The sequence below is a fragment of the Desertimonas flava genome, from assembly GCF_003426815.1.
Classification (GTDB): Bacteria; Actinomycetota; Acidimicrobiia; order Acidimicrobiales; family Ilumatobacteraceae; genus Desertimonas; species Desertimonas flava.
In genome coordinates this window covers 168,726-183,730 of sequence record NZ_QKYK01000001.1, presented here as the reverse complement: position 1 = coordinate 183,730, position 15,005 = coordinate 168,726, and the positions used below count along the sequence as shown (strand labels likewise).

Annotated in this window: 16 protein-coding genes; 14 read left to right on the top strand and 2 right to left on the bottom strand. The window is 69.8% G+C overall.

Going from position 1 to position 15,005, the window contains the following annotated elements:
• Positions 1-18 precede the first annotated feature (18 nt).
• Both treY and treZ read left to right on the top strand, forming a co-directional pair.
• A complete protein-coding gene (gene treY, locus DN771_RS00885) occupies positions 19-2,523 on the top strand; it encodes a malto-oligosyltrehalose synthase (RefSeq protein WP_205528352.1) in 2,505 nt (834 codons plus the stop codon).
• Positions 2,520-4,247 carry a malto-oligosyltrehalose trehalohydrolase gene (gene treZ / locus DN771_RS00880; protein WP_116995435.1) on the top strand — a complete coding sequence of 576 codons (1,728 nt, stop codon included), beginning with the start codon at positions 2,520-2,522 and terminating at the stop codon, positions 4,245-4,247. Before treY ends, treZ begins: the two co-directional genes overlap by 4 nt.
• A gap of 10 nt (positions 4,248-4,257) precedes the next feature.
• Here the strand turns inward: treZ and DN771_RS29095 are convergent, their stop codons facing one another.
• Positions 4,258-4,401: a hypothetical protein gene (locus DN771_RS29095; RefSeq protein ID WP_162941393.1), complete on the bottom strand. Its 144-nt coding sequence runs from the start codon at positions 4,399-4,401 to the stop codon at positions 4,258-4,260.
• A gap of 251 nt (positions 4,402-4,652) precedes the next feature.
• On the opposite strand from DN771_RS29095, the gene DN771_RS00875 reads away from it, so the two are divergent.
• The 6 genes from DN771_RS00875 to DN771_RS00845 all read left to right on the top strand — a co-directional run bounded on the left by DN771_RS00875 (position 4,653) and on the right by DN771_RS00845 (position 9,727).
• Positions 4,653-5,612, top strand: a complete 960-nt coding sequence (locus DN771_RS00875) for a TIGR03557 family F420-dependent LLM class oxidoreductase (protein WP_116995434.1) — start codon at positions 4,653-4,655, stop codon at positions 5,610-5,612.
• Positions 5,609-6,133 (top strand): hypothetical protein, encoded by a 525-nt coding sequence (locus DN771_RS00870; RefSeq protein ID WP_116995433.1) that lies wholly within the window; start codon positions 5,609-5,611, stop codon positions 6,131-6,133. Before DN771_RS00875 ends, DN771_RS00870 begins: the two co-directional genes overlap by 4 nt.
• A gap of 84 nt (positions 6,134-6,217) precedes the next feature.
• Positions 6,218-7,417 carry a zinc-dependent alcohol dehydrogenase gene (locus DN771_RS00865; protein WP_116995432.1) on the top strand — a complete coding sequence of 400 codons (1,200 nt, stop codon included), beginning with the start codon at positions 6,218-6,220 and terminating at the stop codon, positions 7,415-7,417.
• Positions 7,418-7,473: 56 nt separating this feature from the next.
• Positions 7,474-7,884 carry a hypothetical protein gene (locus DN771_RS00860; protein WP_116995431.1) on the top strand — a complete coding sequence of 137 codons (411 nt, stop codon included), beginning with the start codon at positions 7,474-7,476 and terminating at the stop codon, positions 7,882-7,884.
• A gap of 207 nt (positions 7,885-8,091) precedes the next feature.
• Positions 8,092-8,766, top strand: a complete 675-nt coding sequence (locus DN771_RS00850) for a CBS domain-containing protein (protein WP_116995429.1) — start codon at positions 8,092-8,094, stop codon at positions 8,764-8,766.
• Complete coding sequence (locus DN771_RS00845; protein WP_116995428.1) at positions 8,759-9,727, top strand: TIGR03557 family F420-dependent LLM class oxidoreductase; 969 nt, start codon at positions 8,759-8,761, stop codon at positions 9,725-9,727. Before DN771_RS00850 ends, DN771_RS00845 begins: the two co-directional genes overlap by 8 nt.
• Before the next feature lie 16 nt (positions 9,728-9,743).
• On the opposite strand, the gene DN771_RS00840 is transcribed toward DN771_RS00845, so the two are convergent.
• Positions 9,744-10,304 carry a TetR/AcrR family transcriptional regulator gene (locus DN771_RS00840; RefSeq protein ID WP_116995427.1) on the bottom strand — a complete coding sequence of 187 codons (561 nt, stop codon included), beginning with the start codon at positions 10,302-10,304 and terminating at the stop codon, positions 9,744-9,746.
• Between the two features lie 117 nt (positions 10,305-10,421).
• Between DN771_RS00840 and DN771_RS00835 the strand changes: the two genes are divergently transcribed.
• From DN771_RS00835 to DN771_RS00810, 6 genes are all read left to right on the top strand, one after another.
• The gene (locus tag DN771_RS00835; RefSeq protein WP_116995753.1) at positions 10,422-10,877 is read left to right on the top strand and encodes an Hsp20/alpha crystallin family protein; all 456 of its coding nucleotides are present in this window, start codon (positions 10,422-10,424) and stop codon (positions 10,875-10,877) included.
• A gap of 183 nt (positions 10,878-11,060) precedes the next feature.
• Complete coding sequence (locus tag DN771_RS00830; RefSeq protein ID WP_205528351.1) at positions 11,061-11,753, top strand: DNA alkylation repair protein; 693 nt, start codon at positions 11,061-11,063, stop codon at positions 11,751-11,753.
• Between the two features lie 48 nt (positions 11,754-11,801).
• Positions 11,802-12,275, top strand: coding sequence for a Fur family transcriptional regulator (locus DN771_RS00825; protein WP_116995426.1), 474 nt, complete (start codon positions 11,802-11,804; stop codon positions 12,273-12,275).
• Between the two features lie 64 nt (positions 12,276-12,339).
• Complete coding sequence (locus tag DN771_RS00820) at positions 12,340-13,341, top strand: metal ABC transporter substrate-binding protein (protein WP_116995425.1); 1,002 nt, start codon at positions 12,340-12,342, stop codon at positions 13,339-13,341.
• On the top strand, positions 13,338-14,174 hold the full coding sequence (locus tag DN771_RS00815; RefSeq protein WP_227462236.1) for a metal ABC transporter ATP-binding protein: 837 nt from the start codon (positions 13,338-13,340) through the stop codon (positions 14,172-14,174). The genes DN771_RS00820 and DN771_RS00815 overlap by 4 nt, the downstream gene beginning before the upstream one ends.
• A complete protein-coding gene (locus tag DN771_RS00810; protein WP_116995424.1) occupies positions 14,167-15,000 on the top strand; it encodes a metal ABC transporter permease in 834 nt (277 codons plus the stop codon). The genes DN771_RS00815 and DN771_RS00810 overlap by 8 nt, the downstream gene beginning before the upstream one ends.
• Positions 15,001-15,005 lie beyond the last annotated feature (5 nt).

The window sequence follows — 15,005 nt, the reverse complement described above, 5'->3', positions numbered from 1 at the left end:
CTCGAACGAAGGATTGGTGTGGGCGAAGACAGTGGAGGCCAGGGCTCGACGAACCGGCGCGTCGGGGCGACGTATCGCGTCCAGGTACATGCCGACCACACCCTGGAGGCGGTGGCCGCGCAAGCCACCTACCTCGCCGATCTGGGTGTCACGCACGTGTACACGTCACCGTTGTCGCAAGCGACGGAGGGATCGACGCACGGCTACGACGCCGTCGATCCGACGATCGTGAGCCGCTCGCTCGGCGGGGCCACGGCCCACCGGGCGCTCGTCGATTCCCTGGCCGCCCGCGGCCTGGGCCTCGTCGTCGACGTCGTGCCGAACCATCTCGCGGCCGACCCGGTGGACAACCTGTGGTGGCGCGACGTCTTGCGCCTCGGACGAGCCAGCCGCTTCGCTGCGTTCTTCGACATCGACTGGAACGGGGCCGACGCCGAGTTCCACGGGAGAGTGGTCCTGCCGGTGCTGGACGGAACGCTCGACGAGGCCGTGGCCGCCGGGCACGTGATGGTGCGCCCCGGTGAGGAATGGGTGGTCGAGGCGGCCGGCACGCACTATCCGCTCGATCCGGCCACCGTCCCCGCCGACGGCTCGGTCCCGGAAGGGGCAGAGCTCGTCGACCTGCTGTCTCGCCAGCACTACGCCCTCGTCGACTGGCAGTCGCAGGGCGGGCAGCTCAACTACCGCCGGTTCTTCGACGTGTCGCAGCTGGTCGGTGTGAGGGTCGAGGACCCCGACGTGTTCGACGAGATGCACCGCTTGGTGCTGGGCTGGGTGGAGGACGGCGCGGTCGACGGGCTGCGCATCGATCATCCCGACGGGCTGGCCGATCCCGTGGGCTACCTCCAGCGGTTGCGCGAGGTTGCGCCGAACACCTGGATCGTCGCCGAGAAGGTGCTCGTGGACGACGAAGCGCTTCCCGACGACTGGCCGGTCGACGGCACCACAGGTTACGAGGCGCTCGCGCTACTGACGGGACTCCTCGTGGATCCCCAGGGCGAGCCGGCATTGACCCAGGTGTACGAGTCGGCGATCGGCCGCCACCAGACGTTCGCCGACCTCACCCGCGCGACACGTGTCCAGGTGATGGACGAGGTGCTGGTCCCCGAGATCACGCGGGCGGCGCGAGCCCTCGTCGCCGCCGCGACCGACCTCGGGCTACGGCCCTCGTTGTCCGAGGCGGAGACCGTCGTCAAGGCCTACCTCGCCGAGATGCCGGTGTACCGCACCTACACCTGGCCGGCCCGGCCGGTGAGTGCGCACGACCGCCACGTCATCGACGAGACGGCCAAGCAGGCGATCCGGCACCACCCGGGGGTGTCGTCGATCCTGCTCGAGCTCCTCGCCGCGACCGTCGCCGACAGCGGCCGCCAAGCCCTGGCACCGCAGTTCGCCGAGCTCGCCCGGATCGTCCAGCAGACGAGCGGGCCGGTCATGGCCAAGGGGATCGAGGACACGGCGTTGTACCGCTTCACGCGGTTCGTCGCGCTCAACGACGTCGGGTGCGATCCGGCACGGTTCGGCGTCGGGGTCGACGCGTTCCACCAGAACGCCGCCGACCGGTCCGCGCTCCGCCCTCGCTCGATGATCACCACGTCGACCCACGACACCAAGCGCTCCGAGGACGTCCGGGCTCGCCTCGCGGTGCTGTCCGAGCTCGCCGACGAATGGGCGGCGTGGACGAGCGAGTGGCTCGAGCGGGGGGCCCAACTGTGGCCGAGCACAGCACCCCGCGACCCGGCCGCCGAGCTCCTCGTGCACCAGACGCTCGTCGGGTCGTACCCCATCGAGCCCGACCGCCTGCACGAGTACCTCACGAAGTCCACCCGCGAAGCCAAGCGCCGCACGCGGTGGCTGGACACCGACGAGACGTTCGAGGGAGCCGTGCACCAGTTTGTCGACGTACTGCTCGCCAACGAGGAGTACGCCGGTCAGCTCGAGGCGTGGTGGCACCGCCTGCTCGTCCCGGGTCGTGTCAACTCGCTCGTGCAGAAGCTGCTGGCGCTGACCATGCCGGGCGTGCCCGACGTGTACCAGGGCACCGAGTTGTGGGCCCTCGATCTCGTCGACCCTGACAACCGGCGACCGGTGGACTACGACCTGCGCCGGGCCCTGCTCACGGAGCTGTCGTCGGCGAACCCGCTCGACGGGGAGGCGCTCGCCGCCACGCTCGACGATCCGGCCGATCCCGGCCTCGCCAAACTGGCCGTGGTTCACTCCGCCCTCGACGCCAGACGAACGCACGCCCAGTGCTTCGGGGGGCCCGACGCCGGCTACACACCGCTGGTCGCGTCCGGACCGGCATCCGACCACGTCGTCGCCTTCGCCCGCGGGGACGACGTCGTCGTTGCCGTGCCGCGTCTCGCGGTCCGTCGCGAGCGCGAGGGCGGCTGGCGCGACACCGCCCTGGCGCTGCCACCGGGCACGTGGCGCCACGTCTTCCATTCGACCACCGTGTGCGGCCCCGCTCGGGTCGCCGGCCTGTTCGACCCATTCCCGGTCGCCCTGCTCGTCCGGACATGATCCCGATCGCGCTGTGGGCGCCACGCGCCGGTCTCGTGCTCGTCGAGCAGTCCGGACGCCAGGCCCCGCTCGAGCAGCACGCCGACGGGTGGTGGCGTGGCGACATCGACGACGGAGACGACTACTGGTTCGTGGTCGACGGGACCCGCATCCCCGACCCCCGCTCGACGTGGCAGCCCCACGGACTGGACGGGCCGTCGCGACCGGACCGCCCCGATCGATTCGTCTGGACCGATGCCGACTGGAAGGGCCTCGACCTCGAGGCGGCCGTGATCTACGAACTCCACGTCGGGACGTTCAGCCCCTCCGGCACCTACGCGGGCGTTGTCGAGCGTCTCGACCACCTCGTCGACCTCGGCGTGACGGCCATCGAGCTGATGCCGTTGGCGACGTTCCCGGGCGAGCACGGGTGGGGCTACGACGGGGCATTGCTGTGGGCGCCCCATCATCGCTACGGCGCTCCGGACGATTTCCGGCGGCTCGTGGACGCCTGTCATGCACGCGGACTCGGTGTGATCGTCGACGTCGTCTACAACCACCTCGGCCCCACCGGCAACCACCTCGACCGTCTCGGTCCGTACTTCACCGACGCCGTCCCCACGCCGTGGGGCGCGGCGGTCAACTTCGACGGACCGGACTCCGACGAGGTGCGGGCCTTCGTCGTCGGCAACGCCCGGCACTGGATCACCGCGTACCACGTCGACGGGCTGCGGCTCGACGCCGTTCATGCCATCTTCGACCGGTCGGCCACGCACATCCTCGAGGAGATCGCGGACGTGGTCCACCGGGCGGCCGCCGAGCAGGGCCGGCAGGCGCTGGTGATCGCCGAGAGCGATCTCAACGACCCTCGACTGGTCGCCGGCGTGGAGGTCGGCGGCTACGGCCTCGACGGCGCGTGGAGCGACGACTTCCATCACTCGCTCCACACGGCGTTGACCGGCGAGCGTCACGAGTTCCTCGCCGACTTCGACGGCTGGGCGGATGTCGCGCGTTCACTCGAGAAGGTGTTCGTCCACGACGGCACGCATTCGTCGTTCCGCCGACGCCGGCACGGACGTCCGGTCGGCGAGCTCCCCCGGCACCGGTTCCTCGGCTACGTCCAGAACCACGACCAGATCGGCAACCGAGCCACCGGTGAACGCCTCGCGCATCTCGTCGGTCGCCGCGGGGCCGAAGCAGCCGGGGCGTTGGTGCTCACCGCGCCGTTCACGCCCATGCTGTTCCAGGGTGAGGAGTGGGCGGCGTCGGCGCCGTTCCTCTACTTCACCGATCACACCGATCCCGACGTGGCGGCGGCCGTGCGCGACGGGCGCCGTGCCGAGTTCTCGTTCAGCGCCACCGAGGTGCCCGACCCGCAATCCGCTGACACCTTCCGCCGATCGCAGCTGGACTGGGACGAGTTGTCCGGGCCGGAGCACGCGGCGATGCTCGACTGGTACCGCCACCTGGTGGCACTGCGCCGCGCCTGGCCGGCCTTGCGATCCGACGGGCCGGCGGACACCCGAGCATCGCTGGACACCCCCAGCGGCGTTCTTCAGGTTCGACGCGGCGATGATGCGCTGCTCGTCGTGAACACGGCATCCACCGTCGTGACGTCTGGCGTCCACGGTGGTCTGGCCGAAGTCGTCCTGACCAACGACGCCGAAGCGGCGGCGGACGGTCGCGGCGTCGTGCTCGGTCCGCGAGCGACTGCGCTGTGCCGGCTCAGCGGGCCAGAGCGATGATCCCCGGACGTCACTCGCCCGGTGACGACTCGTTGCGTCGGGGCCCGACGATGTCGTTGCGCGACGTGTCGTTGATCGACGCCGCGGCGGCGGTGGCCTGGGCCTCGTCGCGGTGACGGCTCACCACGTGTCGGCGGCCATCGACGTTGCGCACGACGCACCACCCGCCGTCTCGATCGGGTTCCACTCGAAGGTTGAACGGGTCTGCACCGCTGGGAGCGGCCCCCGTTGCTCGCTCGCTGCTCACACCGTCGGGTACCCACGGTGCACGTTCACAGACCCGCACCGCGCCGGGGGTGGGCCTGGCGCCCCGCCCCGGGGCGGCACACCGCGGCACCATCTGAATCCGCCCGCTCGTGGGTACGGGCGAGGCATGGCATTCATCGAACTACACGGACGTCCGGCGTGATGGAGATCGGCTACTTCCTGTCGTCCGAGGAGCACGGCCCTCTCGAGCTGGTCGATCAGGCCCGCATGGCGGCCGATGCCGGCATGCAGTCGGTGTGGATCTCGGACCACTACCACCCCTGGGTCGACGAGCAGGGCCACAGCGCGTTCGTCTGGTCCGTCATCGGGGGGATCGCCGTCGGCACCGATCTCCGCGTCACGACGGCCGTCACCTGCCCGACCATGCGGATCCACCCGGCGGTGATCGCCCAGGCCGCGGCCACGTGTGCGGTCATGCTCGAGGGTCGGTTCGAGCTCGGCGTCGGCTCAGGCGAGAACCTCAACGAGCACATCCTCGGTGACCACTGGCCCATCACCGACGATCGCCTCGACATGCTCGAGGAAGCCGTCGACGTGATGCGGCGCCTGTGGACCGGCGACGAGGTCACGCATCGCGGCACCCACTACCGCGTCGACAACGCCCGCATCTACACGCTCCCGGAGGAACCGCCCGACGTGCACGTGAGCGGGTTCGGCCCCAAGGCGACGGCGCTCGCCGCCCGTATCGCCGACGGCTACGTGTCGACCTCGCCTGATGGCGACCTGGTCGACCAGTATCGGGCCGAGGGCGGCCGGGGACCGGCCAGCGCCGGTCTCAAGGTGTGCTGGGGCCCCGACGAGCGGGAGTGCGCCGAGCTCGCCCATCGACTGTGGCGAACGAGCGGCGTGCCTGGCGAGCTGTCCCAGGAACTGCGTTCGCCTGCCCACTTCGACCAGGCGGCGTCACTCGTGACGGTCGACGCAGTCGCCGAGTCGATGCCGTGTGGCCCTGACATCGATCGCATCGTCGAAGCGGCCCGCGCGTACGCCGACGCCGGCTTCGATCGCCTCTACGTCAGCCAGGTCGGGCCCGACCAGCGCGGCTTCTTCGACATCTACAAGAGCGAGCTGGCGGACCGGCTCGCCGAGCTCTCATGAGGACCGTCCGCCGCGGCGACGCCGACGAGTCGCGTCTCCTTGCCATCTACCTCAGGGACCACTGGGCCGGTTCGACCGCCGGACTCGCGCTCGCCGCGAGGTGCCGTCGCAACAACGCTGGGACCGCCTACGAAGCGACGCTCGCCGACGTGGAACGGGAGATCGGTGAGGACCGCGAGGAGCTGCGGGCGATCATGAGCCGTCTCGGGGTGACACCGAGTCGTACCAAAGCCGCGCTGGGTGCGGTTTCCGAGGCGTTCGCCAGGCTCAAGGCCAACGGACGGATCGTCACGTACTCACCATCGAGCCGCGTCGTCGAGCTCGAGACCCTCGCCGCCGGGGTCTCGACCAAAGGCCACCTCTGGCGTACGCTCCGGGTCTCCACGCCTCGTGGAGACGTCACCTCGTCGGAGACCGAGCTGGACGAGCTCGAGCAACGGACGGCGAACCAGCTGTTCCGGCTCATGGAGCTGCACGAGCGGGCGACCGCCGAAGCGTTCGGACCGGCACGCACCGACTGACTCGGTTGCCCGGCGACCACATCGGGTACGCGGGGCCACGTCCGGCGTGGACCGCCGAAGCGTCAGGGACGAAGGAGGCCGGAGATGCAAGCAGTGGTATGGCACGGACGCCGTGACGTGCGGACCGAGACGGTCCCCGATCCCCGGATCGAGCAGCCCAACGATGCGGTGATCCGCGTGACGAGCAGCGGACTGTGCGGATCGGACCTCCACCTCTACACCGTCCTGGCGCCATTCATGACGTCGGGAGACGTGCTCGGCCACGAGCCGATGGGCATCGTCGAGGAGGTCGGGCCGGACGTCGGCAACCTGAAGGTGGGCGACCGCGTGGTCGTGCCCTTCAACATCTCCTGCGGCCGGTGCCTGATGTGCCGGTCCGGTCTGCAGTCGCAATGCGAGACCACCCAGGTGCACGACCACGGGACCGGAGCATGCCTCTTCGGCTACACCAAGCTCTACGGCCAGGTCCCCGGCGGACAGGCCGAACTGCTGCGGGTCCCCCACGCCGACTACGGACCGATCGTCGTGCCCGAGGGACCACCCGATGATCGGTTCCTCTTCCTGTCGGACGTGCTCCCCACGGCGTGGCAGGCGGTGGACTACGCGGCGATTCCCACCGGCGGTTCCGTCGCCGTCCTCGGGCTGGGTCCGATCGGCGACATGTGCGCACGGGTCGCCGCCCAGCGCGGTGCCGGCACGGTGATCGGCATCGACCTCGTCGACGAGCGCCTCGACCGTGCCCGCGAGCGAGGAGTTCACGCCCTCGACCTCCGCGACTTCGACGGCGACGAGGATCTCGCGCTGGCCGTGCGGGAGCTCACCGACGGGCGCGGGCCGGATGCGGTCATCGACGCCGTCGGCATGGAGGCCCACGGGTCGCCGGCTGCATCGGCTGCCCAGAAGCTCACCGCGCTGATGCCCAACGCGCTCAGTGAGAAGCTGATGATGAAGGCCGGCGTCGACCGCCTCGCCGCGCTCCACACGGCGATCGAGCTCGTCCGCCGGGGCGGCACCGTGTCGATCATCGGGGTCTACGGCGGCATGACCGACCCGCTTCCGATGATGACGATGTTCGACAAGCAGGTCACGCTCCGGATGGGCCAGGCCAACGTGCGTCGCTGGGTCGACGACATCCTGCCGCTGCTCACCGACGCCGATCCCCTCGGCGTCGACGGGTTCGCCACGCACCACCTCCCACTCGACGAGGCGTCCAGTGCGTACGAGATGTTCCAGGCCAAGAAGGACGGCGCCGTGAAGGTCGTCTTCCGCCCGGGATCGAGCTGACCGGCCGTTGTCCCGCCGACGGATTGGGTAGTTGAACGCCGACGAAAGGCGCTCCCATGGACAACTCGAATCTCGCAGAATCGGTGCCGGGCGACGAGGGTTCGACCCTGACCGACATCATCACCGCGTACGCACGTGAGGGCTTCGATGCCAGCTTCGGCGCGACCCCCGACGGTCAGCTCGAGTGCGGGTCGTGTCACACGCACCTCGATCCGTCGGAGGTGACGATGTCGTCGCTCCGCCGCCTCGAAGGCGCTTCCGACCCCGACGACATGCTGGCCGTGGTCGCCCTGACATGTCCGGAGTGCGGGAGCCGGGGCACGGTCGCCCTCGGGTACGGTCCGGCGTCGGCCGCAGAGGACAGCGACATCCTCCGAGCGCTTCGCGATCGCCGGGGCGACGACGATCTGCCGGCGCACATGGCCCCGGGTGAGACATCCGACGACGCGCCGCCGGTTGCCCGGTGACGAGGCCGGGTACGTCCGCGACGTGACACCCGAACAGGTACAGCCACCAGACAGCTCGAACGAGACGGACACGAGCCCCACGCCGGAGGGCGATGATCGCCGGGAGCGTTCGCGCCGCGTCGACCCCGATGCACCCGGCAACTACGTCGACGACGAGACGTCTGCCGAAGTCCCCGAGCCCAACGAGCCCGGCTGATCGAGCTCGTCGTGACGACACCCCCGATCACGCGGGTCGACGCACTGGAGGCCGAACGCTTGATCGCGGCCGGGATCACGGTGTTCGACGCCTTGCCCGAGTCGATCTGGCGCCAGGAGCGCCTGCCCGGCGCTCGATCGCAACCACTCGAGAGCTTCTCGCCCGGGGAGGTCGCCGACATCGCGCGAGACGAGCAGCTGCTCGTGTACTGCTTCGACCAGCATTGTGATCTCAGCGCCCGGATGTGCCGCCGTCTCGTCCAGCTCGGCTTCACCCACGTGCACGACCTCATCGGGGGACGCGCTGCGTGGACGGCTCAGGGCCTGCCCACCGAGGGCACCGTCGGGGACCGGCGCCGGCTCTCCCACTACCTCCGGCCGGCCGCCACCGTAGGTGTCGACGACACGATCGCCCAGGTGTCCCGGCTCGCAGACGACGGGTTGCCGACCGCGGTGGTGAGCGACGACGGCGTGTTGCTCGGGGCGCTCCAACCCACGGCCCGCACGCTCGCACCCGACACTCCGGTTGCCGACGTGATGATCCCGGCGCCCGCGACGATCCGGCCCGAGCTCCGTGTCGAGGAGGCCGTCCGGCAACTCGAGGACGACGGTCTGGCCCACGTCTTCGTCACCGCAGTCAACGGCACGCTGCTCGGACTCGCCGTCGTGGCCGAGCTGCATGTCTAGTCAGCGCGTTCGCCTCGGTTGGTGGCTGTCCAGCGAGGAACGCAGCCCACGCGAGCTCGTCGCGGACGCCGAGCTCGCCGAGCGAGCCGGCTTCACGACGGCGATGATCTCCGACCACCTCCAGCCCTGGGCGGTCTCGCAGGGGCACGCCGGACACGTCTGGACGACGATCGGGGCCATCGCGGCGTCGACCGATCGCCTCGAGGTCGGTACCGGCGTCACCGCGATGGTGCACCGATCCCACCCCGTGATGGTGGCTCACGCAGCGGCGACCGCTGCCATCCTCCTCGAAGGCCGGTTCTTCCTCGGGGTCGGAACCGGCGAACGGCTCAACGAGCAAGCGTTCGGCGGCCACTGGCCGCGCCCGGGCGAGCGGCGCCGGCGATTGCAGGATGCCATCGAGATCGTCCGTGAGGTCTGGAAGGGAGGTCAGGTCAACATCGAGAACCGCTCGTGGACGGTCGAGCGGTTCGAGCTGCAGGAGCGTCCCGCCACTCCGCCGCCCATCTACGTGGCGGCCGCAGGTCCGCGGTCCGCTCGCGTCGCCAGCACACTCGGCGACGGGTTGATCTCGGTGTCGGCCGATGCATCACTCGTCGACGTCTACCGTGGCACGGGGGGCACCGGTCCGGCGATCGCCCAGGTCCACGTGAGCCTGGCCGACAGTGTCGAGGCCGCCCGCTCCCAAGCGTGGCATTACTGGCCGAACGGCGCCGTCGCCACCCCGCTCCTCACCGAGTTGGCTCGTCCGGAGCACATCGAGGCCGCGGCGCAGGGTCTCAGGCCGGAGGCGATCGAACGGACCGTCGTGTGCGCGACCGGTGCGACACCCGTCGTCGCCGCGATCGATCGATTCGTCGCTGCTGGATACGACACGGTGTACCTGCACCAGATCGGCCCCGACCAGGCGCGTCTCGCGGCTCTCGCCGCCGACGAACTGCTGCCCCATTTCGAGCGATGAGCCTCGTGGCACTCCGTCAGTCGTCGGCGGATGACGGTGCGAGGATCCGGCCGAACCCCTCGACGAGCTGATCGAACATCGCGTGGTCGGCGCCGCCGGCACCGGCGTGCTGCAGCGTGACGTAACCGTGCACGGTCTGTCGAGCGCGGCGCGCGGCAGTCTCGGCGTCGGCGCCGACGAGACCGGCGCCCTTGTACACACTCACGAAGACCTCATGCAGCCGGGCGTTCGCGCGGTCGAGCTCGCCTGTCGACGGCGACGAGCGCAGCAGGGCGGAGTACTGACCTGGATGGTCGACGGCAAACGCCCGGTACGCCTCGGCCACGGCCCGCATGGCGGCGAGCCCGGCGACCCCCATCGCTGCCGTGCTGATCGCGTCGGTCAACCGCTCGGTCGCCGTGACCGCGACACGACTGCGGAGATCGTCGAGCGATTCGACGTGGTTGTACAGCGCGGACGGGCGTACGCCGAGCACCGCGGCGACCGCCGACAGACTCAGGGCCTCGAAACCCTGCTCGTCGATGAGCTCGACGGCGGCATCGACGACGCTTCCAGCCGGCACACGGACTTTGCCCATGGCTCTCAACCATACACCTGCCAAGACAGTCCGTCACATGTATTGACAATGACTTCACGAATGGTGAATACTTGTCACCGAGAGGTTGTGTAGCACCAAATCCCTCAGGAGGTGACCATGATGCTGCTACAGAACGACTCGTTCCGTGACATCAACGCCTGGTTCGACCAGCTCGCCGGTCGATCGTCCGGACAGCGGCCGATGCCGATGGATGCCTACAAGCGGGGCGACGATCTCTGGGTCCACATCGACCTGCCGGGCGTCGCCGCCGACAGCATCGACATCGACGTCGAGCGCAACGTGCTGACCGTGACGGCCGAGCGCAGCTGGCATCGCCAAGACGGCGACCAGATCTACCTCAGCGAACGGCACCGGGGCGCATTCCGTCGCCAGGTCCACCTGGGCGACGGGCTCGATTCCGACCGGATCGAAGCCGACTATCACGACGGCGTCCTCACGCTACGAATCCCTGTTGCCGAGATCGCCAAGCCCCGCAAGATCGCCATCAACACGGCGGGCCGGGCTGCCATCGAAGCGGAGTCGGCCGACAGCGAATCCGTGGCGACCGGGTAGCCGGCCCCGCCCGTAGCCCGCCTGGCTACGGGAACGCGGAATCGGTTGGTGCCCGGACTGGCCGACGCACACCCGGCGGTACATGCCCGGTCGTTCCCACACGACCGGGCACGGCGGCGGTCCGGGCACCAACTCACACATGTTGGGTGATCGGGCAGCACGCGCTGCCCCTACGCTCTCGCCGTGCCCGTGCCGAGCGACCTGGCGATCGAGCTACGAGCCGGCCTCGCTCGACTCGGTGATCCCCAACGTGCGCCGCAGATGCAGGCGTACATGAAGTCGGTGATGCCGTTCCGGGGCGTCCCCAGCCCACTGCGCCGCGCCCTCGTCCGCGAGACACTGAGCGGGCGCACGTGGAGCAGCATCGACGACTGGGAACACGTCGTCGCGACCCTCTGGGACGGCGCCCACTACCGTGAGGAGCGATACCTCGCCCTCGACATCGCGGCCCACCGAACGGCCCGGCCATTCCAGACGCTCGACCGCATGCCGCTGTACGACCACTTCGTCGTGACCGGGGCGTGGTGGGATCACGTCGACACCGTGGCCGGCACGCTCATCGAACCATTGCTGGCCGCGCACCGGGAGGACCTCACTCCGACGATGCGCGCCTGGAGCGTGGACGCCGACCTGTGGCGCCGGCGGACGTCGATCATCTGCCAGCTCCACGCCAATGCCGCCACCGACACCGGCCTGCTCGCCGAGACGATCGTCGCCAATCTCACCGATCGCGACTTCTTCATCCGCAAGGCGATCGGCTGGGCCCTGCGCCAGTACGCACGCACCGATCCCGGCTGGGTCCGGGAGTTCGTCGCCGCCCACGAGCGCGCGATGTCCGGGCTCTCGCGTCGCGAGGCCCTCAAGCACCTCGGGTAGCCGCCCTGCTCGCCCCGCGTATCGTGAGGGCGTGCGGGACAGCTCGCGATGACCACCACAGGCGATACCGACGACGCCCGCGTCGACGAGATCCTCAGCCGGCTGAAGGGCAGTAGTGGCCGGCTCACCACCGGTCGCCGGGCGATCGTCCAGGCGCTGTTGGCTGCCGGCGACCACCACTTGAACGCCGACGAGTTGGCGGCGGCGGTGCAGGCCCAGCACCCGCACATCCACCTGTCGACCGTGTACCGCACGCTGGACGCGCTCGAGGTCGCCGGTGTACTCGACCGCATGGCCCTCGGCACCGGTGGCGCCGTGTACCACTTCACCGACCACGTCCATCACCATCTGGTGTGCAAGGACTGCGGAGCGGTCGTCGACATCCCGCCCGACCTCGTGTCATCGCTCACCGGCGAGCTGCAACGACGGTTCGGCTACGACCTCGACCAGGCGCGTCTGGCGGTGTCGGGCCGGTGCGAACGGTGCCGGGCCGCGCTGCCCACCACCTCAACCTCGCGTTGATGCATCTCCTGGGCGTTAATGCATCTCCTTCGCAATTAGCTCTTCTTCGCAGTAATGTTCGGCGATGCACCGCTTTGTCGCCACCGCCGCCTTCGCCGTCGCCGCAGCGGTCGTGCCCGTCACGGTCACCGGCGGCGCATCCGCCGAGACCACCGAGCCGACCGCTCGCCTGCTCGTCGCCACGACCGTGGCCCCGATCACGAGCATCGTCGCCAACATCGTGGGTGACCGCGCCGACGTTCGCGGGATCGTTCCCGAGGGGACGAACTCCCACACGTTCGAGCCCCGTCCCAGCGTCGCAGAACTGCTGTCGGAGGCCGACGTCGTGTACCTCAACGGGCTGATGCTCGAGGAGCCGACCCGGCAACTCGCCGAGGAGCACCTGCGCGACGGCGCGGGCCTCGTCGAGCTCGGTGATCGGACGATCACCGAGGACGAGTACATCTTCGACTTCTCGTTCCCCGAGCGCGACGGCAAGCCCAACCCCCATCTGTGGACCGATCCCCTGCTCGCCGTCCGCTACGCCGAGATCGTCGCCGCCGACATGGCTGAACGCGACCCGGCCAACGCCGACTACTACGCCGCCAACTACGACGCCTTCGCCGACGTGATCGACGAGCTCGACGCGGCGATGCGGGAGGCATTCGCGACCGTGCCGGTGCGCAAGCTCATCACCTACCACGACGCCTACGCCTACTTCGCCGCCGACTACGACTGGGAGATCGTGGGCGCCATCCAGGTGTCCGACTTCGAGGACCCGACGCCACGCGAGGTCGCCGATCTCATCGAGCAGATCCGAGCCGAGCAGGTGCCGGCCATCTTCGGGTCCGAGGTCTTCCCGAGTCCCGTCCTCGAACAGATCGGCGAGGAGGCCGGCGTCGAGTACGTCGACGTCCTCCGCGACGACGACCTTCCGGGCGAGCCGGGCGACGCCGAGCACTCCTGGCTCGGCTTGATGGTGTTCGACTACGTCACGATGACCGAGGCGCTCGGCGGCGACGCCGGCGCGCTGAGGGCCCTCGACATTCGCAACGTCGCTCCCGACGAGGCCGACTACCCGCAGTGAGCGGGCGCGGCAACTCGGCAGCGGCGCCGGCGGCGATGCCGCTGATCCGGCTCGACGCCGTGACGTGCTCCTACGGAGCGGCGCCGGTGCTCCGCGATGTCGACCTCGTCATCGGCGCCGATCAGTTCTCCGGGATCGTCGGACCGTCGGGCGCCGGCAAGACCACGTTGCTGCGCGTCGTGCTCGGCACGGTTCGGCCAAGCGCCGGCACCGTGCGCCGCCGTGACGGCCTACGGCTCGGCTACGTGCCCCAGGTGGACACGGTCGACTGGAGCTTCCCCGTCACCGTCGCCGAGTGTGTGCTCATGGCGCGGACCCGGGGCCGCCTGCTGCCATGGCCGAACCGACGGGAGCGGGCGGAGGTGGACGACGTGCTCGAGCGTCTGTCGATCGGCCATCTCGCCGATCGACACATCCGCAGCCTGTCGGGTGGCCAACAGCAGCGGGTGTTCATCGCCCGGGCGTTCCTCGGCCGCCCTCACCTCCTCGTGATGGACGAGCCGACGTCCGGTGTCGACGTCGCGACGCGGCACGAGGTGTTGCATCTGCTCGCCGACCTCCATCGCGACGGCCTCGCCGTGGTCCTCACGACGCACGATCTCAACGGGATCGCCGCCCACCTGCCGCACCTCATCTGTCTCAACGCCACGATCGTGGGCGTCGGAGCGCCGGGGGACGTCCTCGTCCCGGACGTGCTCGAGCGGACCTTCGGTGCGCGCATGGAGATCCTCGAGCACCTCGGCATGCGCGTCGTCGTCGACCGTCATCAGATCGGCTTCGGTCACGAGCCCGGCGACGCGCACCAGTCGGCGGCGACGGCACGACATGGGTGAGCTCCTCCGCCCGTACGAGTTCGAGTTCTTCCGCAACGGTGTGATCGTGGCCACGCTGGCCGGTTGGCTGTGTGGGCTCGTCGGCGTGTACGTGGTGCTCAAGGGGATGAGCTACATCGGTCACGGACTCTCGCACGCGATGTTCGGCGGCTACGCGGCGAGCGCCCTGCTCGGTGTGAACTTCGCGCTCGGCGCCGGCGTGTGGGGAGTCGTCTCGGCGTTGATGATCAACGGCGTGACGAGACGGCGGACGATCCGCGCCGACGCCGCGATCGGCGTGATCACGACCGCGTCGTTCGCGCTCGGCCTGGCGCTGTTCGCCATGTTCGGTCGGCGAGGTCAGAACTTCGAGTCGGCCCTGTTCGGCAGCATCCTCGGCGTCGGCACCGAGGACGTCTGGGCGATCGCCGCCGTGACCGTGGTGGTGTGCGCCGTGCTCCTCGTCGGGTACCGACCGCTGCTCTTCACCACGTTCGATCCCGAGGTCGCGGCGGCGTCGGGCGTGCCGACGGCGCGGGTGGAAGCCCTGTTGATGCTCGTGCTCGCGGCGACGATCCTCGCCACGATGCAGGTACTGGGCGTGACGCTCATCGCCGCGACGATCGTCATCCCGGCGACGACCGCCAGGATGCTCACCGACTCGTTCCGCCGCCTGCTCCCACTGTCCGGAGCGATCGGCGCGTCCACGGGGTTCATCGGGATGAACGTCAGCTACCACCTCGACATCCAGTCCGGGCCGGCGATCGTGCTCGTCGGGGCCATCGGGTTCGCCGTCGCGTTCGTCGCCCGAGGTGAGCGTCTCGCCCGTCGCCGCGCTCGTCCGTGAGGCAT